Source organism: Azotobacter chroococcum (assembly GCF_002220155.1).
In the GTDB taxonomy this organism is placed as follows: Bacteria; Pseudomonadota; Gammaproteobacteria; order Pseudomonadales; family Pseudomonadaceae; genus Azotobacter; species Azotobacter chroococcum.
The window spans coordinates 524,732-544,054 of sequence record NZ_CP011835.1 but is presented as its reverse complement, the minus strand read 5'-3'; the positions used below and the strand labels follow the sequence as shown (position 1 = coordinate 544,054).

Here is a 19,323-nt window from a genome sequence, read left to right as displayed (position 1 = left end):
CTGCCGCGTACGGCTTGAAGCTTGCCGCCACCTCACTGCTAAACTGCATCTTTTTGCATTCGCTTTGAGCTTGTGGCTTGAAGCTTGGAGCCCTCCCATGTCCGAGCTGTACCAGCACCGCGCGCGCAAGCGCTTCGGCCAGAACTTCCTGCACGACGCCGGGGTCATCCACCGCATCCTGCGCGCCATCCATCCCCGCGCCGGCGAACACCTGGTCGAAATCGGCCCGGGCCAGGGCGCGCTGACCGAGGGACTGCTCGGCAGTGGCGCACGGCTCGACGTCATCGAACTGGACCTCGACCTGATCCCTCTGCTCAAGCTGCAGTTCGGCCTCGCCGCGAACTTCCACCTGCACCAGGGCGATGCCATGAAGTTCGATTTCGCCCAGTTGTGCAGCACGCCGCACAGTCTGCGCATCGTCGGCAACCTGCCCTACAACATCTCCACTCCGCTGATCTTCCATCTGCTGGAGCACGCCGGTCTGATCCGCGACATGCACTTCATGCTGCAGAAGGAGGTGGTCGAGCGCCTGGCCGCCGAGCCGGGCGGCGGCGACTGGGGACGGCTGTCGATCATGGTCCAGTACCACTGCCGGGTGGAGCACCTGTTCAATGTCGGCCCGGGCGCCTTCAATCCGCCGCCGAAGGTCGACTCGGCGATCGTCCGCCTGGTCCCCCACGAAACCCTGCCACATCCGGCCGAGGATCCCGCCCTGCTCGAGCGCGTCGTCCGCGAGGCCTTCAACCAGCGCCGCAAGACCCTGCGCAACACCCTCAAGGGCCTGCTCGACGCCACGGACATCGAGGCCGCCGGCGTCGACGGCAGCCTGCGCCCCGAACAGCTGGACCTGGCCGCCTTCGTCCGCCTGGCCGATCGCCTGCATGCACGGACCCAGGAACACAGCCCGCTCCCCTGAGCTCGAATCCCATCCAGCCATCCGCCAACAGAGCCAACGCATGTCAGATCCCCGCTACCAGATCGACGTCAGCGTCGAGACCCGTTACCTGCCGGAGCAGTCGCAGCCGGAGCAGAACCGCTATGCCTTCGCCTACAGCGTGACCATCCGCAACAACGGCACGCTGCCGGCCCAGCTGCTCTCGCGCCACTGGCTGATCACTGATGGCGACGGCCATGTCCAGGAGGTCCGCGGCCCCGGCGTGGTCGGCATGCAGCCGCTGCTCGGCCCGGGGCAGAGCCACAACTACGACAGCAGCACGCTGCTCGCCACCCAGGTCGGCACCATGCAGGGCAGCTACCAGATGGTCGCCGAGGACGGCCACGCCTTCGACGCACCGATCCGCCCGTTCCGCCTGGCCGTGCCGGGGGCCCTGCACTGATGGCGCTGTATGCAACCGGTGATCTGCAAGGCTGCCTGGAACCCCTCAAGTGCCTGCTGGACAGGGTCGCCTTCGATCCGGCCCGGGATCGCCTGTGGCTGACCGGCGATCTGGTCAACCGCGGCCCGCAGTCGCTGGAAAGCCTGCGCTTCCTCCATGCCATGCGCGACTCGGTGACCAGCGTGCTGGGCAACCACGACCTGCACCTGCTGGCCGTGGCGCACGACATCGAGCGCCTGAAGAAGAGCGACACGCTGCGGGAAATCCTCGAGGCGCCCGATCGCGATGTGCTGCTCGACTGGCTGCGCCAGCAGAAGCTGCTGCACCATGATGGCGAGCGGGGCATCGTCCTGGTGCATGCCGGCATTCCACCCCAATGGTCGCTGAAGAAGGCGCTGCGCCTGGCCGGCGAGGTCGAGGAAGTCCTCCGCGACGATGCCCGGCTGCCGCAATATCTCGACGGCATGTATGGCAACGAGCCGCTGCGCTGGAACGGCCGCCTGCGCGGCACGGCGCGCCTGCGAGTGATCACCAACTACCTCACGCGGATGCGCTTCTGCAGCCCCGACGGCACCCTCGACCTGAAGAGCAAGGAAGGCCTGGGCACCGCGCCGGACGGCTTCGCCCCCTGGTTCAGCCACTCCCGGCGCAAGACCCGCGGGCAGAAGATCCTCTTCGGCCACTGGGCCGCGCTGGGGGGGCGCTGCGACGAGCCCGGGGTGATCGCCCTGGATACCGGCTGCGTCTGGGGCGGCGCCCTGACCCTGCTCAACGTGGACACCGGCGAGTATCACCGCTGCGACTGCAAGAATGCCAAGGGCGGCTAGTGGGACGGCCCCGGATCGGTTAGCTTCTCCCCAGTGAAGAGCGACCAGCTCCAGCCATCGAGGTGCATCCATGAGCGAATTCCGTCGTATCCCGCCCCAGCAGGCCCAGCTCCTGCGTACCCAGGGCGCCGTGGTGGTGGACATCCGCGACTTGCAGAGCTACGCCCAGAGCCACATTGCCGGCGCACACCACCTGGACAACCAGTCCCTCGCCGACTTCATGGCCCGGGCGGATTTCGAGCGGCCGCTGATCGTCGCCTGCTACCACGGCAACTCCAGCCAGGGTGCCGCGGCCTACCTGGCCCAGCAGGGCTTCGCCGAGGTCTACAGCCTGGACGGCGGCTTCGAGCTGTGGCGCGCCACCTTCCCCGACGAGGTCGCGCAGGGGGCGGCGGATCAGCCTGCCTGAGCCCCGCCTGAGCTAGTCCGAGCCCTGTTTTCCCGACCCGCCAAACGGGTCGGGCGCCGCCTTGAGCGCTGAAAATCCGCCGTTTTTCCCGCTCCCGACCGCCGCCGTTCGACACCTTCGGGCACTCGCGCGCCCCCTTGTCTTTTCCTCGCGCAACCGTGCTACTGTCGATACCGAACTATTCTTGTTCTTACGCCGTCCACATCTGGCAAAGCCGGCACACGGCTTGCTACTACACTTCAAGGCAATGACCTTCGGGCATGGGGGATTTCATCGGCTGGCCTGCGCCAGCGAACCGCCAACACCCAAACGCTTCAACCAAAGCCGGCTCTGGGCATCGAACGAGGTGACGACATGAGTATCTTCAGCCACTTTCAACAACGCTATGAAACGACGCGCCAGGAAGAGTACTCCCTCCAGGAGTACCTCGAATTGTGCAAGCAGGACCGCAGCGCCTATGCCTCGGCAGCCGAACGGATGCTGATGGCGATCGGCGAGCCGGAGTTGCTGGACACCTCTGTCGACCCGCGGCTGTCGCGGATCTTCTCCAACAAGGTCATTCGCCGCTATCCGGCCTTCGCCGACTTCCACGGCATGGAAGACTGCATCGAGCAGATCGTCTCCTACTTCCGCCATGCAGCCCAGGGCCTGGAAGAGAAGAAGCAGATCCTCTACCTCCTGGGTCCGGTGGGTGGCGGCAAGTCCTCCCTGGCCGAGAAGCTCAAGCAGCTGATAGAGAAGGTGCCCTTCTACGCGATCAAGGGCTCGCCGGTGTTCGAGTCGCCCCTGGGGCTGTTCAATGCCGCCGAGGACGGCGAGATCCTCGAAGAGGATTTCGGCATTCCGCGCCGCTACCTCTCCACCATCATGTCGCCCTGGGCGACCAAGCGGCTCAACGAGTTCGGCGGCGACATCAGCCAGTTCCGCGTGGTCAAGCTGTATCCCTCGATCCTCAACCTGGTCGGGGTGGCCAAGACCGAGCCGGGCGACGAGAACAACCAGGACATCTCCGCGCTGGTCGGCAAGGTCGACATCCGCAAGCTGGAGGAATTTTCGCAGAACGACGCCGACGCCTACAGCTATTCCGGCGCGCTGTGCCGTGCCAACCAGGGCCTGATGGAGTTCGTCGAGATGTTCAAGGCACCGATCAAGGTGCTCCATCCGCTGCTGACCGCCACCCAGGAAGGCAACTACAACAGCACCGAAGGCCTCGGCGCGATTCCCTACACCGGCATCATCCTCGCCCACTCCAACGAGTCCGAGTGGCACAGCTTCCGCAACAACAAGAACAACGAGGCCTTCATCGACCGTATCTACATCGTCAAGGTGCCCTACTGCCTGCGCGTTGCCGACGAGATCAAGATCTACGACAAGCTGCTGACCCACAGCTCGCTGGCCAAGGCCCACTGCGCGCCGGACACCCTGAAGATGCTGGCCCAGTTCTCCGTGCTCTCGCGCCTGAAGGAGCCGGAAAACTCCAACATCTACTCGAAGATGCGCGTCTATGACGGCGAAAACCTCAAGGACACCGATCCCAAGGCCAAGTCGATCCAGGAGTACCGTGACAACGCCGGGGTGGACGAGGGCATGAACGGCCTGTCGACCCGCTTTGCCTTCAAGATCCTCTCCAAGGTGTTCAACTTCGACCCCCACGAAGTCGCCGCCAACCCGGTGCACCTGCTCTACGTGCTGGAGCAGCAGATCGAGCAGGAACAGTTTCCGCCGGAGGTGCGCGAGCGCTACCTGCGCTACCTCAAGGAATACCTGGCGCCGCGCTACATCGACTTCATCGGCAAGGAGATCCAGACCGCCTACCTCGAGTCCTACAGCGAGTACGGGCAGAACATCTTCGACCGCTACGTGCTGTACGCCGACTTCTGGATCCAGGACCAGGAATACCGCGACCCGGAAACCGGCGAGATCCTCAACCGCGTGGCCCTCAACGAGGAGCTGGAGAAGATCGAGAAGCCGGCCGGCATCAGCAATCCGAAGGACTTCCGCAACGAGATCGTCAACTTCGTGCTGCGCGCCCGCGCCAACAACAACGGCAAGAACCCCAGCTGGCTCAGCTACGAGAAGCTGCGCGTGGTGATCGAGAAGAAGATGTTCTCCAACACCGAGGACCTGCTGCCGGTCATCAGCTTCAATGCCAAGGCGAGCAAGGAAGACCAGCAGAAGCACAACGACTTCGTCACGCGCATGGTCGAACGCGGCTACACCGAGAAGCAGGTCAGGCTGCTCTCCGAGTGGTACCTGCGGGTCCGGAAGTCGCAGTAATCCAGCCGCAAGCCACACGCTTCAAGCTGCAGGCGGAAGCAAGCCCCAGAGCTCGGCTCCGCTTGCAGCTTGCGGCTCGGGGCTGGCAGCTCCCCGGAGGGGCCTATGAGTTATGTGATCGACCGACGCCTGAACGGCAAGAATAAGAGCACGGTGAACCGCCAGCGCTTCCTGCGGCGGTACCGTGATCACATCAAGAAGGCGGTGGAGGAGGCGGTCAGCCGCCGCTCCATCACCGACATGGAGCACGGCGAACAGATCAGCATTCCCGGCCGCGACATCGACGAGCCCGTGCTGCACCACGGCCGTGGCGGCAAGCAGACCATCGTCCACCCGGGCAACAAGGAATTCACCGCCGGCGAACGCATCCCGCGCCCGTCCGGCGGCGGGGGCGGCGGCAGCGGCTCCGGCAAGGCCAGCAACAGCGGCGAGGGCATGGACGACTTCGTCTTCCAGATCACCCAGGAGGAGTTCCTCGACTTCATGTTCGAGGACCTCGAGCTGCCCAATCTGATCAAGCGCCACATCACCGGCGCCGACACCTTCAAGACGGTCCGCGCCGGGATCAGCAGCGAGGGCAACCCCTCGCGGATCAACATCGTCCGCACCCTACGCTCGGCCCATGCCCGGCGCATCGCCCTGTCCGGTAGCAGCCGCGCCAAGCTGCGCGAGGCCAGGGCCGAACTGGAACGGCTGAAGATCGAGGAGCCGGACAACTTCGGCGACATCCAGAAACTGGAGGCGGAAATCGCCCGCCTGCGCACGCGCATCGAGCGGGTGCCCTTCCTCGACACCTTCGACCTCAAGTACAACCTGCTGGTCAAGCAGCCCAACCCCAGCTCCAAGGCGGTGATGTTCTGCCTGATGGACGTCTCCGGCTCCATGACCCAGGCGACCAAGGACATCGCCAAGCGCTTCTTCATCCTGCTCTACCTGTTCCTCAAGCGCAGCTACGACAAGATCGACGTGGTGTTCATCCGTCACCACACCAGCGCCAAGGAAGTGGACGAGGAGGAGTTCTTCTATTCCCGGGAAACCGGCGGCACCATCGTCTCCAGCGCCCTCAAGCTGATGCAGGAGGTAATGGCCGAACGCTACCCGGTCAACGAGTGGAACATCTACGCCGCCCAGGCCTCGGACGGCGACAACTGGAACGACGACTCGCCGGTCTGCCGGGACATCCTGATCAAACAGATCATGCCCTTCGTGCAGTACTACAGCTACGTCGAGATCACCCCCCGGGAACACCAGGCGCTGTGGTACGAATACGAGGGCGTCCGCGAGGCGTTCTCCGAGTCCTTCGCCCAGCAGCAGATCGTGTCGGCCGCCGACATCTATCCGGTGTTCCGCGAACTCTTCCAGCGGAGGCTTGTGACATGACCCCGAGAGAGAGAAAGGGCCAGCCGATTTCCACCGGCTCGGAGTGGAGCTTCGAGCTGGTCCAGGCCTACGACAAGGAAATCGGCCGCATCGCCGAACGCTATGCACTCGACACCTATCCCAACCAGATCGAGGTGATCACCGCCGAGCAGATGATGGATGCCTACGCCTCGGTGGGCATGCCGATCGGCTACCACCACTGGTCGTACGGCAAGCATTTCCTCGCCACCGAGAAGGGCTACAAGCGTGGGCAGATGGGGCTGGCCTACGAGATCGTGATCAATTCCGATCCGTGCATCGCCTATCTGATGGAAGAGAACACCATGTGCATGCAGGCACTGGTGATCGCCCACGCCTGCTACGGTCACAACAGCTTCTTCAAGGGCAACTACCTGTTCCGCACCTGGACCGATGCCAGCTCGATCGTCGACTACCTGGTGTTCGCCAAGCAGTACATCATGCAGTGCGAGGAGCGCCACGGCATCGATGCGGTGGAGGAGCTGCTGGACTCCTGCCACGCCCTGATGAACTACGGTGTCGACCGCTACAAGCGTCCCTACCCGATCTCCGCGGAGGAGGAACGGCGCCGCCAGAAGGACCGCGAGGAGCACCTGCAGCGGCAGATCAACGACCTCTGGCGAACCATTCCCCGCGCCTCCGGAAAAGGCAGCGAAAAGGATCGCTCGCGCTGGCCCGCCGAACCCCAGGAGAACATCCTCTACTTCATCGAGAAGCATGCGCCGCTGCTCGAGCCCTGGCAGCGCGAGGTCGTGCGCATCGTGCGCAAGATCGCCCAGTACTTCTATCCGCAGCGCCAGACCCAGGTGATGAACGAGGGCTGGGCGACCTTCTGGCACTACACCCTGCTCAACGACCTCTACGACGAGGGGCTGGTCACCGACGGCTTCATGATGGAGTTCCTCCAGTCGCACACCAGCGTGGTCTACCAGCCGCCGTTCGACAGCCCCTACTACAGCGGCATCAACCCCTACGCGCTGGGCTTCGCCATGTACCGCGACATCCGCCGGATCTGCGAGAGCCCGACCGAGGAGGACAAGCGCTGGTTCCCCGACATCGCCGGCAGCGACTGGCTGAGCACCCTGAAGTTCGCCATGCAGAGCTTCAAGGACGAGAGTTTCATCCTGCAGTTCCTCTCGCCCAAGGTGATCCGCGATCTCAAGCTGTTCAGCATCGTCGACGACGACCAGAAGGACGAGCTGCTGGTGTCCGCCATCCATGACGACAACGGCTACCGCACCGTGCGTGAACTGCTTGCCGCCCAGTACAACCTGGGCAACCGCGAACCGAACGTGCAGATCTGGAGCGTCGACCGGCGCGGCGACCGCTCGCTGACCCTGCGCCACCAGCAGCACGACCGCAAGCCGCTCAGCGACTCCACCGAGGACGTGCTCAAGCACCTGCACCGGCTGTGGGGCTTCGACATCCACCTCGAGTCGGTGCAGGGCGAGCGGATCGTCAACAGCTACCACATGCCGCCCAGGGGTGACGGCGACGACGAGAGCTACCCGCGCCTGGACCTGGCCATCCCGCCGATCTGATCGCCCCGGCCGCCACCGCTCCGCGGGCGGCTCCCTCCCCCTTCTCCCTCGCAGCGAGTGCCGCCGATCGGCGGCAGTCGCTGCCGGGCGCGGCCTGCCCGTCCCCGCGCCATTCCCCCAGCCCCACCCAGCCGCTATGCTCTGCCCAGGAGGTGGACATGCAAATCTATAAAGTGGGTGGTGCGGTACGCGATCGTCTGCTCGAGCGGCCAATCAGCGAGGTCGACTGGGTGGTGGTCGGCGCCAGCGCCGAAGAGCTGCTGGCCCAGGGGTTTCGCCCGGTCGGCGCGGACTTTCCGGTATTCCTGCACCCGAAAACCGGTGAGGAATACGCCCTCGCCCGCACCGAGCGCAAGAGCGGGCGCGGCTACGGCGGCTTCACCTTCCATGCCAGTCCCGAGGTGACCCTCGAGGAGGACCTGCTGCGCCGCGACCTGACCATCAATGCCATGGCCGAGGACGCCGGGGGCCGGCTGATCGACCCCTGCCAGGGCCAGCGCGATCTTCAGGAAAAGTGGCTGCGCCATGTCTCCCCGGCCTTCGCCGAAGACCCACTGCGGGTCCTGCGCGTGGCGCGCTTCGCCGCCCGCTATGCGCCCCTGGGCTTTCGCATCGCCCCGGAAACCCTGGCGCTGATGCGTCAGCTCGCCGAATCCGGGGAGCTGCAGGCGCTCACCGCCGAGCGCAGCTGGAAAGAAATCTCCCGTGCCCTGATGGAGCCACGGCCGGACGTCTTCATTCGGACGCTGCACGACTGCGGCGCCCTGCGCGAGCTGCTGCCGGAAGTCGATGCCCTGTTCGGTGTGCCGCAACCGGCCGCCCACCACCCGGAAATCGACACCGGCGAACACGTGCTCGCCGTGCTGCGCCAGTGCGCCGAGCACGCACAACCGCTGGCCGTGCGCTGGGCCTGCCTCCTCCACGACCTGGGCAAGGGCATGATGCCTGCCGAGGAGTGGCCGCGGCACATCGCCCACGAACGCAAGGGCCTGAAGCCGATACGCGCGGTGAACACGCGCTGCAAAGCCCCGCGCGACTGCCAGGAACTGGCGCTGCTGGTCGGCGAATACCACAGCCACGGCCATCGCGCCCTGGAGCTGCGCCCATCCACCCTGCTCGAGTTGCTGCAGCGCTTCGACGTCTATCGCCGCCCGCAGCGTTTCGAGGAGTTCATCGCCGCCTGCGAGATGGACGCCCGCGGCCGCCTCGGCCTGGAACAGCGTGACTACCCCCAGGCCGGCTACCTGCGCGGCGCCGCCGCTGCCGTCCGGGCGGTAACGGTCCAGCCGCTGCTGGAAAGGGGGCTCGAGGGCGCCGCCCTGGGTGAGGCGCTCAAGCGCGAACGGCTCCGGGCGCTGGAAACCTACAAGGCCGAGGCACTGGGCGAGCCGAGCGATCCTCCGGAAACTCCCCGATCCTGACGAAACGCGGTATCGATACCGCTCCTGCCGCGGACGCCCCATCCGTGCCGCAGGGGTGCCGCCTGTCCCGCCAGCGACCACTCGACAGGCCGATGAGGAAGTGCACCCCTGGGTGGATACTTAAAAAACTTTGTATATGAAATAAAAATATAAACATATATCAAAAAGAGCTATTAAGCTGATTCCCACGAAATGCCACCGGGTATCCCGGGCACGCAGGGAGAATCACCTTATGAACGCCCATGTTGAAGCCTTCTTCGACCCCGCCACCTCCACCTACAGCTATGTGCTGAGCGATCCGCAAACCCGCCAGTGCGCACTGGTCGACCCCGTGCTGGACTACAATCCCGCCGCCGGTCGCACCTCGCACCAGAGCGCCGACCGCCTGATCGCCCACGTCCGCGAGCAGGGGCTGAGCGTGCAGTGGATCCTGGAAACCCACGTGCACGCCGATCACCTGAGCGCTGGCCACTACCTCAGGGAACAGCTCGGCGGCCAGCTGGCCATCGGCGACCGGATCACCGTGGTGCAGAACACCTTCGGCAAGCTGTTCAACGCCGAAGCGGAATTCGCCACCGACGGCCGCCAGTTCGATCACCTGTTCCACGACGGCGAACATTTCACCGTCGGTGGCATCGAGGCCCGCGCCCTCCACACGCCGGGCCACACCCCCGCCTGCATGACCTACCTGATCGGCGATGCCGCCTTCGTCGGCGACACCCTGTTCATGCCCGACTACGGCACCGCCCGCTGCGACTTCCCCGGCGGCGACGCACGCACCCTGTACCGCTCGATCCACGACAAGCTGTTCCGCCTGCCGGACGCGACCCGCGTGTTCATGTGCCACGACTACAAGGCGCCGGGGCGCGAGGAGCACCGCTACGAAACGACCATCGGCGCCGAACGCACGCACAACGTGCACATCCACGAGGGCATCGGCGAGGAAGCGTTCGTCGCCATGCGCCAGGCCCGCGACGCCACCCTCGACATGCCGGCCCTGATCCTGCCCTCGGTGCAGATCAACATGCGTGCCGGGGAACTGCCGCCGGCCGAGAGCAACGGCACCCGCTACCTGAAGATCCCGCTCGACGTGCTCTGACTCCGCCAGGAGGCCCCCAGGATGCAACCGATCAAGCGCCTCACCCCGTTCATCGGCGTGGCCGCCCAGCTCGAACCGGCGGACATGGGCCTGCTCGCCGCCAGCGGCTACCGCAGCGTGATCAACAACCGTCCGGACAACGAAGGCGAGGGCCAGCCGAGCAGCGAGGCCCTGCGCATCGCTGCCGAAGACTCGGGGCTCGAGTACCACCATTTGCCCGTGGTTTCCGGCAGGATCAGCGACGAAGACGTCGCCGCCTTCCGCGGACTGCTGGACCGGGTCAAGGGTCCGGTCCTGGCCTTCTGCCGCACCGGCACCCGCTCCACCACCCTGTGGGCGCTGGCCGAGGCCCACCACCTCGATCCCGAAATCCTGCTGGCGACGGCGAAGGCCGCCGGCTACGACCTCACGGCCCTGCAGCCGCGCCTCGAGCAGCGCTGGCAGAGCCTGCCCAACCAGCCGCTGGCGCCGGCGCAGTTCGCCCATACCCCGCGCTACGACGTGCTGGTGATCGGCGGCGGCGCCGCCGGCTGCGCGGTGACCGCCAGCCTGCTCAAGCGCGATCCCGGCCTGCGCATCGCCATCGTCGAGCCGCGCGATCAGCACTACTACCAGCCGGGCTGGACCCTGGTCGGCGCCGGGGTGTTCGACCGCGCGCGCACCGAGCGCGACATGGCCCGCTGCATCCCGGCCAAGGCCCAGTGGATCCGCGCCGCCGCCAGCGACTTCGAGCCCGACCAGCAGCAGGTGGTGCTGGAAGACGGCAGCCGCCTCGGCTACCGCGCACTGATCGTCTGCCCGGGCCTGGCCCTCGACTGGGACGCCATCGAGGGTGCGCGGGAAACCCTCGGCAAGCACGGCGTGACCAGCAACTACGAGTTCGAGCTGGCGCCCTACACCTGGCAGCAGGTGCAGGCCCTGCGCCACGGCCGCGCGCTGTTCACCCAGCCGCCGATGCCGATCAAGTGCGCCGGGGCGCCGCAGAAAGCCATGTACCTGTCCTGCGACCACTGGCTCAGGCAGGGTGTGCTGTCGAGCATCCAGGTGGACTTCTGCTCGGCCGGCGCGGTGCTGTTCGGCGTCGCCGACTTCGTGCCGCCGCTGATGAAGTACGTCGAGCGCTACGGTGCCCACCTCCACTTCAACAACATCTTGGTGAAGGTCGACGGCGAGGCGCACAAGGCCTGGTTCAAGGTCACCGCCGCTGACGGTTCCACCAGCCTGGTGGAGCGCGAGTTCGACCTCCTGCACCTGGTGCCGCCGCAGCGCGCCCCCGAGTTCGTCCGCCAGAGCCCGCTGGCCAACGCCGACGGCTGGATCGAGGTCGACCACGAAACCCTGCGCCACCCGCGCTACGGCAACATCTTCAGCCTCGGCGACGTGTGCGCCGCGCCCAATGCCAAGACCGCCGCAGCGGTGCGCAAGCAGGCGCCGGTGGTGGCCGAGAATGTCCTCAGCGTGCTCGCCGGCCGCGGTCCGCGGGCGGTCTACGACGGCTACGGCTCCTGCCCGCTGACCGTCGAGCGCGGCAAGGTGATCCTCGCCGAGTTCGGCTACGGCGGCAAACTGCTGCCGACCTTCCCCTTCGACCCGCGTGTGCCGCGCCGCCTGGCCTGGGAGCTGAAGACCAAGTGGATGCCGGGCATCTACTTCGACCTGATGCTCAAGGGCCACGAGTGGCTGGCCGAACCCAAACATCTGGACTTCGAGCCGCGCCCGGTGGAATCGCCGGCCGCCTGCGACTTCACCCGGGAGAAAAAGTGATGAAAGAGCGGCTGGCCCGCTACCTGCCGTGCCTGGAGTGGGCACGCCAGTACGATCGCGAGGCAGCGGGCAAGGACGGCCTGGCCGCGGCGATCGTGACCCTGATGCTGATCCCGCAGAGCCTGGCCTACGCCATGCTCGCCGGCCTGCCACCGGTCACCGGGCTGTATGCCAGCATCCTGCCGCTGGTGGCCTATACCCTGTTCGGCACCAGCCGCACCCTGGCGGTCGGCCCGGCGGCGGTGCTCTCGCTGCTCACCGCCAGCGTGCTCGGCCCGCTGTTCGCCGCCGGCAGCGCCGAGTACAACGCCGCCGCCCTGCTGCTGGCGCTGCTCTCCGGCCTGGTCCTGCTGGCGATGGCGGTACTGCGCCTGGGCTTTCTCGCCAACTTTCTCAGCCATCCGGTGATCTCCGGCTTCATGAGCGCCTCGGGCATCCTCATCACCCTCGGCCAGCTCAAGCACATCCTCGGCATCAAGGCCGACGGCGAGAACGCCCTCCAGCTGCTCGGCGCCCTGGCCCGCGGCCTGCCGCAGACCAACCTGCCGACCCTGGCCATCGGCGTCGCCAGCCTGCTCTTCCTCTATCTGGCGCGCACGCGGCTGAACGGCTGGCTGCGCACCCTTGGCTGCACCGCCAGGGTCGCCGGCACCCTGACCCGCACCGGGCCGGTGGTGGCGCTGCTGCTCTCGGTGCTGGTGGTCTGGCTGTTCGAGCTGGGCGCCGCCGGGGTGCGCGTGGTCGGGAGGATTCCCGAGGGCCTGCCGTCGCTCAGCCTGCCGCCGCTGGATGCGGCGCTGACGATGCAGTTGCTGCCGGCGGCGATCCTGATCAGCCTGATCGGCTTCGTCGAGTCGGTATCGGTGGCGCAAACCCTGGCCGCCAAGCGCCGCCAGCGCATCGAGCCGAACCAGGAACTGGTCGGCCTGGGCGGCGCCAACCTGGCTGCGGCGCTGAGCGGCGGCCTCCCGGTCACCGGCGGCCTGTCGCGCTCGGTGGTGAACTTCGACGCCGGCGCGCAGACGCCCATGGCCGGCGCCCTGACCGCCGTAGGCATCGCCATCACCGTGCTGTTCTTCACCCCGCTGTTCCACAACCTGCCCCATGCGGTGCTGGCGGCCACCATCATCGTCGCGATACTCACACTGGTGGATCTTGGCGCGCTCGAACGCACCTGGCGCTACTCCAGGCAGGATGCCGCCGCCATGGCGGCGACCATGCTCGGCGTGCTGCTGATCGGCGTCGAGGCCGGCATCCTCGTCGGCGTCGGCCTGTCGCTGCTGCTGTTCCTCTGGCGTACCAGCCAGCCGCACATCGCCGTGGTCGGCCAGCTGCCGGGCAGCGAGCACTTTCGCAACGTCAAACGCTTCGCCGTGGTGGAAAGCCCGAAGGTGCTGTCGATCCGCGTCGACGAGAGCCTGTACTTCCCCAACGCGCGCTACCTGGAAGACCGCATCGCCGATCTGGTCAGCGAGCATCCGCAGGCCGAGCACCTGGTGCTGATGTGCCCGGGCGTCAACCTGATCGACGCCAGCGCCCTGGAAAGCCTCGAGGCGATCGGCGTGCGCCTGCACGCCGCCGGCATCCAGCTGCATCTCTCGGAAGTGAAAGGGCCGGTGATGGACCGCCTCAAGCGCTCCGACTTCCTCGCGCACTTCGGCGGCCGGGTGTTCCTCAGCCAGTTCGAGGCGCTGGCCGCACTCGACCCGCAGACCACCCGGCGCGCCCTCGGCATACGCGGCCAGGAACGCGCTAGCAGCTCCCTCCCCCATCAATCCACACGGCAGGAAAACGACCATGAAAAGCGCCCATGACCTGGTGGCCGACGCCAGGGCCCGCATCCACGAAGTCGAACTCGACGCCGCCGAGGCGGCGATCCGCGACGCCGACGTGCTGCTCGACGTGCGCGAGGCCGAGGAATTCCACGCCGGCCACATCCCCGGCGCGGTGAACATTCCGCGCGGCCTGCTGGAGTTCAGGCTCAGCGCCACGCCGGAGCTGTCGTCCCGCGACCTGAAGATCGTCCTCTACTGCAAGACCAGTGGCCGCGCCGCCCTGGCCGCCTGCGCCCTGCAGGACATGGGCTACCTGCAGGTGCAGTCGATCGCCGGCGGCTTCGATGCCTGGAGCACGGCCGGCAAGACAGTGGCCACGCCGAGCCTGCCGACCTTCGAGTAGGGGCCGCGCCCCTACGACCCGGTCGGCAATGCGGGAAAGGCCCGGCTCAGCGCCGGCGGGGTCAGCTGCGCGCCGCGCCAGTGGAAGGAAACCGGCCACAACACCTGCTCGATCCGCGCTTCCTGCCACAGTTCGGCGAAGGTACGCCGTGCGCCCGGATGGCGCCGCTCCGGCACCAGCAGCGCCAGCGGCCAGAGCACGAAGGCGTTCTTCAGGATTTCCGGGCGCGGCAGCAGCAGACCGTCGAAGTTGCCGACCTTGTCGCCGTACATCAGCACGTCGATATCCAGCGGCAGTCCCTTGCGTTCCGGCGCATAGCGGCCATTGTCGGCCTCGATGAACTTGAGCCGGCGGTCCAGCTCGATCAGCGGCAGGTCGGTCTGCCCGGCCACCACCAGATTGTAGAAGGGACCGCTCCTGATCCCCACCGGCAGGCTCTCGAACACCGGCGAGCAGCGCATGTCCTGCAGCAGGCCGGACAGCGCCTCGAGGCCGGCGGTGAGGTGGGCGACACGCTCGATATTGCTGCCGAGCCCGAGCAGCACAGGCGTCAGCGACATCCGCGCTCGATCTCCACGCCGACGCCGGCGGCCGCAGGAACGGCGCCTGGCTTGGTCAGCCGCAGGCGCAGCCAGGCAATCCCGAACTCGGCCATCAGCACGCCGGCCAGGCGTTCGGCGAAGGTTTCCACCAGCTGAAAGCGCGCCTCGCCGGCGAAGGCCTGGATGCGCGCCGCCACTGCCGCATAGTCGAGCGCGCAGGCCAGCTCGTCTCCGGCGGCAGGCGCCCGGACATCCCAGCCGCACTCCAGGTCCAGCCGCAGGCACTGGCGGATGCCGCGCTCCCAGTCGTACACGCCGATGACGGTGTCGACTTCCAGACCCTCGATAAACACTTTGTCCAAATTCATCTCCACGCAGGGCGACGGGCCCCGCTAGAATCGAGGCGCCCTCACCCCGGATGGATCCCATGTTCTGGCTGCTGGCGATCCTCGCCTACCTGCTCGGCTCGCTGTCCTTCGCCATCCTGCTCAGCCGCCTGAGCGGTGGCCCGGACCCGCGCGCCTGCGGCTCGGGCAATCCCGGCACCACCAACATGCTGCGCCTCGCCGGCAAGCGGATGGCAGCGCTCACCCTGCTCGGCGATCTGTGCAAGGGCCTGCTGCCGGTGCTGATCGCCCAGCATGCCGGCCTCGGCATCCAGCAGCAGGCCTGGGTCGGCCTGGCCGCGGTGCTCGGCCATCTGTATCCCCTGTATTTCAACTTCCGCGGCGGCAAGGGCGTGGCCACCGCCGCCGGAATGCTGCTGGGCCTCTATCCACCGGCGGTGCTGCCGGCGGTCGCCGCCTGGCTGCTGGTCTTCGCCCTCACCCGTACCAGCTCCCTCGCCGCCCTGACCGCCATTCCGTTCTGCCTGCCGCTGCTGGCCTGGCGGCAGCCCGAGGCCCTGTTGCCGATGCTGCTGCTCTACGGCGTGATCGTCTGGCGCCATCGCCGCAACCTGCATGACCTGTTCGCCGGCCGGGAGCGGCATTTCTGACGCGACGCCGCTGGTTCAGAGCGCCGGCAGGCTCTCCATCGGCCAGCGTGCATGGACCTGGATCGCCGGCCCGTCCTGCTGGCCGGCGAGCAGACGCTGGCAGCCGGCATAGGCGATCATCGCGCCGTTGTCGGTGCAGAAGCGCGGCCGCGCGTAGAACACCTGGCCATCCAGCTCGCCGAGCATCTGCTCCAGCGCCGAACGCAGCGCCTGGTTGGCGCTCACCCCGCCGGCGATCACCAGACGCGTGAGGCCGGTCTGCTTCAGCGCCCGCCGGCACTTGATGGTCAGCGTCTCCACCACCGCCTGCTGGAAGGCCAGGGCGATGTCGCGGCGCGACTGCTCGCCGTCGTCGCCGCCTGCCTGGCAGTGCTGCCAGGTATTCAGGGCGAAGGTCTTGAGGCCGCTGAAGCTGAACGCCAAGCCGGGCCGGTCGGTCATCGGCCGCGGAAAGACGAAGCGCCCCGGCCGGCCGTCCTGCGCCAGGCGGGCGATCTCCGGCCCGCCGGGATAGCCGAGGCCGAGCAGCTTGGCGGTCTTGTCGAAAGCCTCGCCGGCGGCGTCGTCCAGCGACTCGCCGAGCAGCTGGTAGCGGCCGATGCCGTCGACCTGCACCAGCTGGGTATGCCCGCCGGAAACCAGCAGGGCGACGAAGGGAAACTGCGGCGGCCGCTCTTCCAGCATCGGCGCCAGCAGATGGCCTTCCATGTGGTGCACACCGAGCGCCGGAATCCCCCAGGCCAGCGCCAGAGCCTGGGCGCAGGAGGCGCCGACCAAGAGCGCGCCGACCAGGCCGGGACCGGCGGTATAGGCGATGCCGTCGATGTCCCCGGCGCGGCAGCCGGACTCATCAAGCACCTGACGCAACAGCGGCAGCATGCGCTTGACGTGATCCCGCGAGGCCAGCTCGGGCACCACCCCACCATAGATGCGGTGCAGATCGATCTGGCTGAACAGCGCATCGGCCAGGAGGCCGCGCTCGCTGTCGTAAAGCGCGACGCCGGTTTCGTCGCAGGAGGTTTCCAGCCCCAGAACGAGCATGGGTTCGACCTTTATTAGCCAGGAAAATCGAGGGGCGCATGATAATCGCCGACCACCCCGCAGACCAGCGCTTTTCGCGCCGCGGGCTTTGCATTGGCCACGGCAAATGAGGTAACATCCGCAGCCCTTGAGAATCGACGTTCTCCCGAGCCGAGTCCGGAGAGGGCGTTCACCACCGGTCAATAGTTAAGGTAGCCCTGGATGCCCGCCGTCAAAGTTAAAGAGAACGAACCCTTCGACGTAGCCCTGCGTCGCTTCAAGCGCTCCTGCGAAAAAGCCGGCGTTCTGGCCGAAGTTCGCAGCCGCGAGTTCTACGAGAAGCCCACTTCCGAGCGCAAGCGCAAGGCCGCCGCCGCCGTCAAGCGCCACGCCAAGAAAGTGCAGCGCGAGCAGCGCCGCCGCGAGCGCCTGTACTAAGCTGCAGCAACGCTTCGCCGCTCCTGGAAAGCCCGGTCGAAAACCGGGCTTTTTGCATTTCCGGAGCCACCCGGCACCCGCCCGAACCGGAAACCCCATGGCCGGACTGATCCCTCAAGGCTTCATCGACGACCTGCTGAACCGCACCGACATCGTCGAGGTGGTCGGCTCGCGCGTCCAGCTGAAGAAGACCGGCAAGAACTACAGCGCCTGCTGCCCCTTCCACCAGGAAAAGACCCCCTCCTTCACCGTCAGCCCGGACAAGCAGTTCTACTACTGCTTTGGCTGCGGCGCCGGCGGCAACGCGCTGGGCTTTCTCATGGACCACGACCACCTGGAGTTCCCCCAGGCGGTCGAGGAACTGGCCAAGCGCGCCGGCCTCGAGGTGCCCCGCGAGGAACGCGGCGGCGACCGCCAGTCGCGCCAGAGCGTCGACTCGCCGCTCTATCCGCTGCTGGCCGCCGCCGCCGACTTCTACCGCCAGGCCCTGAAGAGCCATCCGGCGCGCCAGGCCGCCGTCGACTACCTGAAAGGGCGCGGCCTGTCCGGCGTCATCGCCCGCGACTTCGCCCTCGGCTTCGCCCCGCCCGGCTGGGACAACCTGCTCAGGCACCTGGGCGGCGATGCCCTGCAGCAGAAGGCGATGATCGACGCGGGCCTTTTGATCGAGAACGCCGAGACCGGCAAGCGCTACGACCGCTTCCGCGACCGGGTGATCTTCCCGATCCGCGACAGCCGCGGCCGGGTCATCGCCTTCGGCGGCCGGGTGCTCGGCGACGACAAGCCGAAGTACCTGAACTCCCCGGAAACCCCGGTGTTCCACAAGGGCCAGGAACTCTACGGCCTGTTCGAGGCGCGCCGGCACAACCGCGACCTCGACGAGATCATCGTGGTCGAGGGCTACATGGACGTCATCGCCCTGGCCCAGCAGGGCCTGCGCAACGCGGTGGCGACCCTCGGCACCGCCACCAGCGAGGAGCACCTCAAGCGCCTGTTCCGCCTGGTGCCCAGCGTGCTGTTCTGCTTCGACGGCGACCAGGCCGGGCGCAAGGCCGCCTGGCGCGCCCTCGAGGCCACCCTGCCGAGCCTGCAGGACGGCCGCCGGGCGCGCTTCCTGTTCCTGCCCGAGGGCGAAGACCCGGACAGCCTGGTGCGCGCCGAAGGCCGCGAGGCCTTCCTCGCCCGTCTGGAGCAGCAGGCCCGGCCGCTGGCCGACTACTTCTTCCAGCAACTGGCCGAGGAAGCCGATCCGCGCAGCCTGGAGGGCAAGGCCCACCTGGCGACCCTCGCCGCCCCGCTGATCGAGAGGATTCCCGGCGCCAACCTGCGCACCCTGATGCGCCAGCGCCTCGCCGAGATCACCGGACTGAGCGGCATCGTCCCGACGCCCACGGCCGGCCAGACTCCGGGCGAGCATCCGCCGCACGCGGAAGATGCCTACTACCAGGCCGAGCCCAGCCACGCCGACTACCCGGACCTCGCCGACCCCGGGCGTCCTGCCCGCGGCAAGGGCCAGTGGAAGGAGCAAGGGCGCAACGGCTACCGGAAAGGCCGCGGCGACTTCCCGGCACGACCGCGCACCGCGGTCAGCGTCGAGCCGCCCAACCTGAGCGCCCTGCGCACCCTGCTGCAGCATCCGCAACTGGCGCAGAAGGTCGCCGATGCCAGCCATTTCGCCAGCGAGGACGACACCTACGCCCAGTTGCTGGTCGCCCTGCTCGAGGCCCTGCAGAAAAACCCGCACAGCAGCAGCCTGCAACTGATCGCCCGCTGGCACGGCACCGAACAGGGCCGACTGCTGCGCGCCCTGGCGGAAAAGGAATGGCTGATTTCGACGGACAACCTTGAACAACAGTTTTTCGACACTATAAATACATTAGCGGCACGGCAGCGCGAGCGTGGTATCGAACAACTGCTTCGCAAAGCCCGCCAGAGCGAACTGAGCGCAGAAGAGAAGGCTCGCCTGCGCGACCTGCTTAGCCGCCACGCATCCCCCGCCCCCCCGACCTCAACTGGCGCGTAAGGTCAAGCATCGGCTATAATATTCAGCTTTTCAGCCCGCCAGAACATTCAGT

18 protein-coding genes are annotated in these 19,323 nt (G+C 67.1%); 15 read left to right on the top strand and 3 right to left on the bottom strand.

Features of this window, described 5'->3' with window-relative positions; all coding sequences use genetic code 11:
- Positions 1 to 97 precede the first annotated feature (97 nt).
- From rsmA to ACG10_RS02475, 12 genes are all read left to right on the top strand, one after another.
- Entirely contained in the window at positions 98 to 916 is an 819-nt protein-coding gene (rsmA, locus tag ACG10_RS02530; protein ID WP_039801528.1) for a 16S rRNA (adenine(1518)-N(6)/adenine(1519)-N(6))-dimethyltransferase RsmA, read from the top strand.
- A 40-nt stretch (positions 917 to 956) separates the two neighbouring features.
- Positions 957 to 1,337 (top strand): Co2+/Mg2+ efflux protein ApaG, encoded by a 381-nt coding sequence (gene apaG / locus ACG10_RS02525; RefSeq protein WP_039801526.1) that lies wholly within the window; start codon positions 957 to 959, stop codon positions 1,335 to 1,337.
- The gene (locus ACG10_RS02520; RefSeq protein ID WP_089167008.1) at positions 1,337 to 2,164 is read left to right on the top strand and encodes a symmetrical bis(5'-nucleosyl)-tetraphosphatase; all 828 of its coding nucleotides are present in this window, start codon (positions 1,337 to 1,339) and stop codon (positions 2,162 to 2,164) included. The genes apaG and ACG10_RS02520 overlap by 1 nt, the downstream gene beginning before the upstream one ends.
- Positions 2,165 to 2,234: 70 nt before the next feature.
- A complete protein-coding gene (glpE, locus tag ACG10_RS02515; protein ID WP_089167007.1) occupies positions 2,235 to 2,573 on the top strand; it encodes a thiosulfate sulfurtransferase GlpE in 339 nt (112 codons plus the stop codon).
- 354 nt (positions 2,574 to 2,927) lie between these two features.
- The gene (locus ACG10_RS02510; RefSeq protein ID WP_039801520.1) at positions 2,928 to 4,850 is read left to right on the top strand and encodes a PrkA family serine protein kinase; all 1,923 of its coding nucleotides are present in this window, start codon (positions 2,928 to 2,930) and stop codon (positions 4,848 to 4,850) included.
- A gap of 105 nt (positions 4,851 to 4,955) precedes the next feature.
- Positions 4,956 to 6,230 (top strand): YeaH/YhbH family protein, encoded by a 1,275-nt coding sequence (locus ACG10_RS02505; protein ID WP_089167006.1) that lies wholly within the window; start codon positions 4,956 to 4,958, stop codon positions 6,228 to 6,230.
- Entirely contained in the window at positions 6,227 to 7,789 is a 1,563-nt protein-coding gene (locus ACG10_RS02500) for a SpoVR family protein (RefSeq protein ID WP_089167005.1), read from the top strand. The genes ACG10_RS02505 and ACG10_RS02500 overlap by 4 nt, the downstream gene beginning before the upstream one ends.
- A gap of 158 nt (positions 7,790 to 7,947) precedes the next feature.
- Positions 7,948 to 9,210, top strand: coding sequence for a multifunctional CCA addition/repair protein (locus ACG10_RS02495; protein WP_089167004.1), 1,263 nt, complete (start codon positions 7,948 to 7,950; stop codon positions 9,208 to 9,210).
- 232 nt (positions 9,211 to 9,442) lie between these two features.
- Positions 9,443 to 10,309: an MBL fold metallo-hydrolase gene (locus tag ACG10_RS02490; RefSeq protein ID WP_089167003.1), complete on the top strand. Its 867-nt coding sequence runs from the start codon at positions 9,443 to 9,445 to the stop codon at positions 10,307 to 10,309.
- Positions 10,310 to 10,330: 21 nt separating this feature from the next.
- A complete protein-coding gene (locus ACG10_RS02485) occupies positions 10,331 to 12,073 on the top strand; it encodes a bifunctional protein tyrosine phosphatase family protein/NAD(P)/FAD-dependent oxidoreductase (RefSeq protein WP_089167002.1) in 1,743 nt (580 codons plus the stop codon).
- Positions 12,073 to 13,887, top strand: coding sequence for a SulP family inorganic anion transporter (locus ACG10_RS02480; RefSeq protein WP_089167001.1), 1,815 nt, complete (start codon positions 12,073 to 12,075; stop codon positions 13,885 to 13,887). Before ACG10_RS02485 ends, ACG10_RS02480 begins: the two co-directional genes overlap by 1 nt.
- Positions 13,871 to 14,251, top strand: a complete 381-nt coding sequence (locus ACG10_RS02475) for a rhodanese-like domain-containing protein (protein WP_089167000.1) — start codon at positions 13,871 to 13,873, stop codon at positions 14,249 to 14,251. Before ACG10_RS02480 ends, ACG10_RS02475 begins: the two co-directional genes overlap by 17 nt.
- An 11-nt stretch (positions 14,252 to 14,262) precedes the next feature.
- Here the strand turns inward: ACG10_RS02475 and folK are convergent, their stop codons facing one another.
- Both folK and folB read right to left on the bottom strand, forming a co-directional pair.
- Positions 14,263 to 14,811, bottom strand: coding sequence for a 2-amino-4-hydroxy-6-hydroxymethyldihydropteridine diphosphokinase (gene folK / locus ACG10_RS02470; RefSeq protein ID WP_089166999.1), 549 nt, complete (start codon positions 14,809 to 14,811; stop codon positions 14,263 to 14,265).
- Complete coding sequence (gene folB / locus ACG10_RS02465; RefSeq protein ID WP_039801501.1) at positions 14,802 to 15,155, bottom strand: dihydroneopterin aldolase; 354 nt, start codon at positions 15,153 to 15,155, stop codon at positions 14,802 to 14,804. The genes folK and folB overlap by 10 nt, the downstream gene beginning before the upstream one ends.
- 65 nt (positions 15,156 to 15,220) lie before the next feature.
- Between folB and plsY the strand changes: the two genes are divergently transcribed.
- A complete protein-coding gene (plsY, locus tag ACG10_RS02460; RefSeq protein WP_039807424.1) occupies positions 15,221 to 15,790 on the top strand; it encodes a glycerol-3-phosphate 1-O-acyltransferase PlsY in 570 nt (189 codons plus the stop codon).
- Between the two features lie 15 nt (positions 15,791 to 15,805).
- Here plsY and tsaD read toward each other — a convergent pair whose 3' ends face one another.
- Positions 15,806 to 16,831: a tRNA (adenosine(37)-N6)-threonylcarbamoyltransferase complex transferase subunit TsaD gene (gene tsaD, locus ACG10_RS02455; protein WP_089166998.1), complete on the bottom strand. Its 1,026-nt coding sequence runs from the start codon at positions 16,829 to 16,831 to the stop codon at positions 15,806 to 15,808.
- 201 nt (positions 16,832 to 17,032) lie between these two features.
- Between tsaD and rpsU the strand changes: the two genes are divergently transcribed.
- Positions 17,033 to 17,248, top strand: a complete 216-nt coding sequence (rpsU, locus tag ACG10_RS02450) for a 30S ribosomal protein S21 (protein ID WP_010795989.1) — start codon at positions 17,033 to 17,035, stop codon at positions 17,246 to 17,248.
- Positions 17,249 to 17,345: 97 nt separating this feature from the next.
- Positions 17,346 to 19,271 carry a DNA primase gene (gene dnaG, locus ACG10_RS02445; RefSeq protein ID WP_089166997.1) on the top strand — a complete coding sequence of 642 codons (1,926 nt, stop codon included), beginning with the start codon at positions 17,346 to 17,348 and terminating at the stop codon, positions 19,269 to 19,271.
- Positions 19,272 to 19,323 lie beyond the last annotated feature (52 nt).

Excerpts from the sequence above, each read along its gene's own strand:
- rsmA (WP_039801528.1), top strand. The coding sequence starts at position 98 with ATGTCCGAGCTGTACCAGCACCGCGCGCGCAAGCGCTTCGGCCAGAAC.
- apaG (WP_039801526.1), top strand. The coding sequence starts at position 957 with ATGTCAGATCCCCGCTACCAGATCGACGTCAGCGTCGAGACCCGTTAC.
- ACG10_RS02520 (WP_089167008.1), top strand. The coding sequence starts at position 1,337 with ATGGCGCTGTATGCAACCGGTGATCTGCAAGGCTGCCTGGAACCCCTC.
- glpE (WP_089167007.1), top strand. The coding sequence starts at position 2,235 with ATGAGCGAATTCCGTCGTATCCCGCCCCAGCAGGCCCAGCTCCTGCGT.
- ACG10_RS02510 (WP_039801520.1), top strand. The coding sequence starts at position 2,928 with ATGAGTATCTTCAGCCACTTTCAACAACGCTATGAAACGACGCGCCAG.
- ACG10_RS02505 (WP_089167006.1), top strand. The coding sequence starts at position 4,956 with ATGAGTTATGTGATCGACCGACGCCTGAACGGCAAGAATAAGAGCACG.
- ACG10_RS02500 (WP_089167005.1), top strand. The coding sequence starts at position 6,227 with ATGACCCCGAGAGAGAGAAAGGGCCAGCCGATTTCCACCGGCTCGGAG.
- ACG10_RS02495 (WP_089167004.1), top strand. The coding sequence starts at position 7,948 with ATGCAAATCTATAAAGTGGGTGGTGCGGTACGCGATCGTCTGCTCGAG.
- ACG10_RS02490 (WP_089167003.1), top strand. The coding sequence starts at position 9,443 with ATGAACGCCCATGTTGAAGCCTTCTTCGACCCCGCCACCTCCACCTAC.
- ACG10_RS02485 (WP_089167002.1), top strand. The coding sequence starts at position 10,331 with ATGCAACCGATCAAGCGCCTCACCCCGTTCATCGGCGTGGCCGCCCAG.
- ACG10_RS02480 (WP_089167001.1), top strand. The coding sequence starts at position 12,073 with ATGAAAGAGCGGCTGGCCCGCTACCTGCCGTGCCTGGAGTGGGCACGC.
- ACG10_RS02475 (WP_089167000.1), top strand. The coding sequence starts at position 13,871 with ATGAAAAGCGCCCATGACCTGGTGGCCGACGCCAGGGCCCGCATCCAC.
- folK (WP_089166999.1), bottom strand. The coding sequence starts at position 14,811 with ATGTCGCTGACGCCTGTGCTGCTCGGGCTCGGCAGCAATATCGAGCGT.
- plsY (WP_039807424.1), top strand. The coding sequence starts at position 15,221 with ATGTTCTGGCTGCTGGCGATCCTCGCCTACCTGCTCGGCTCGCTGTCC.
- tsaD (WP_089166998.1), bottom strand. The coding sequence starts at position 16,831 with ATGCTCGTTCTGGGGCTGGAAACCTCCTGCGACGAAACCGGCGTCGCG.
- rpsU (WP_010795989.1), top strand. The coding sequence starts at position 17,033 with ATGCCCGCCGTCAAAGTTAAAGAGAACGAACCCTTCGACGTAGCCCTG.
- dnaG (WP_089166997.1), top strand. The coding sequence starts at position 17,346 with ATGGCCGGACTGATCCCTCAAGGCTTCATCGACGACCTGCTGAACCGC.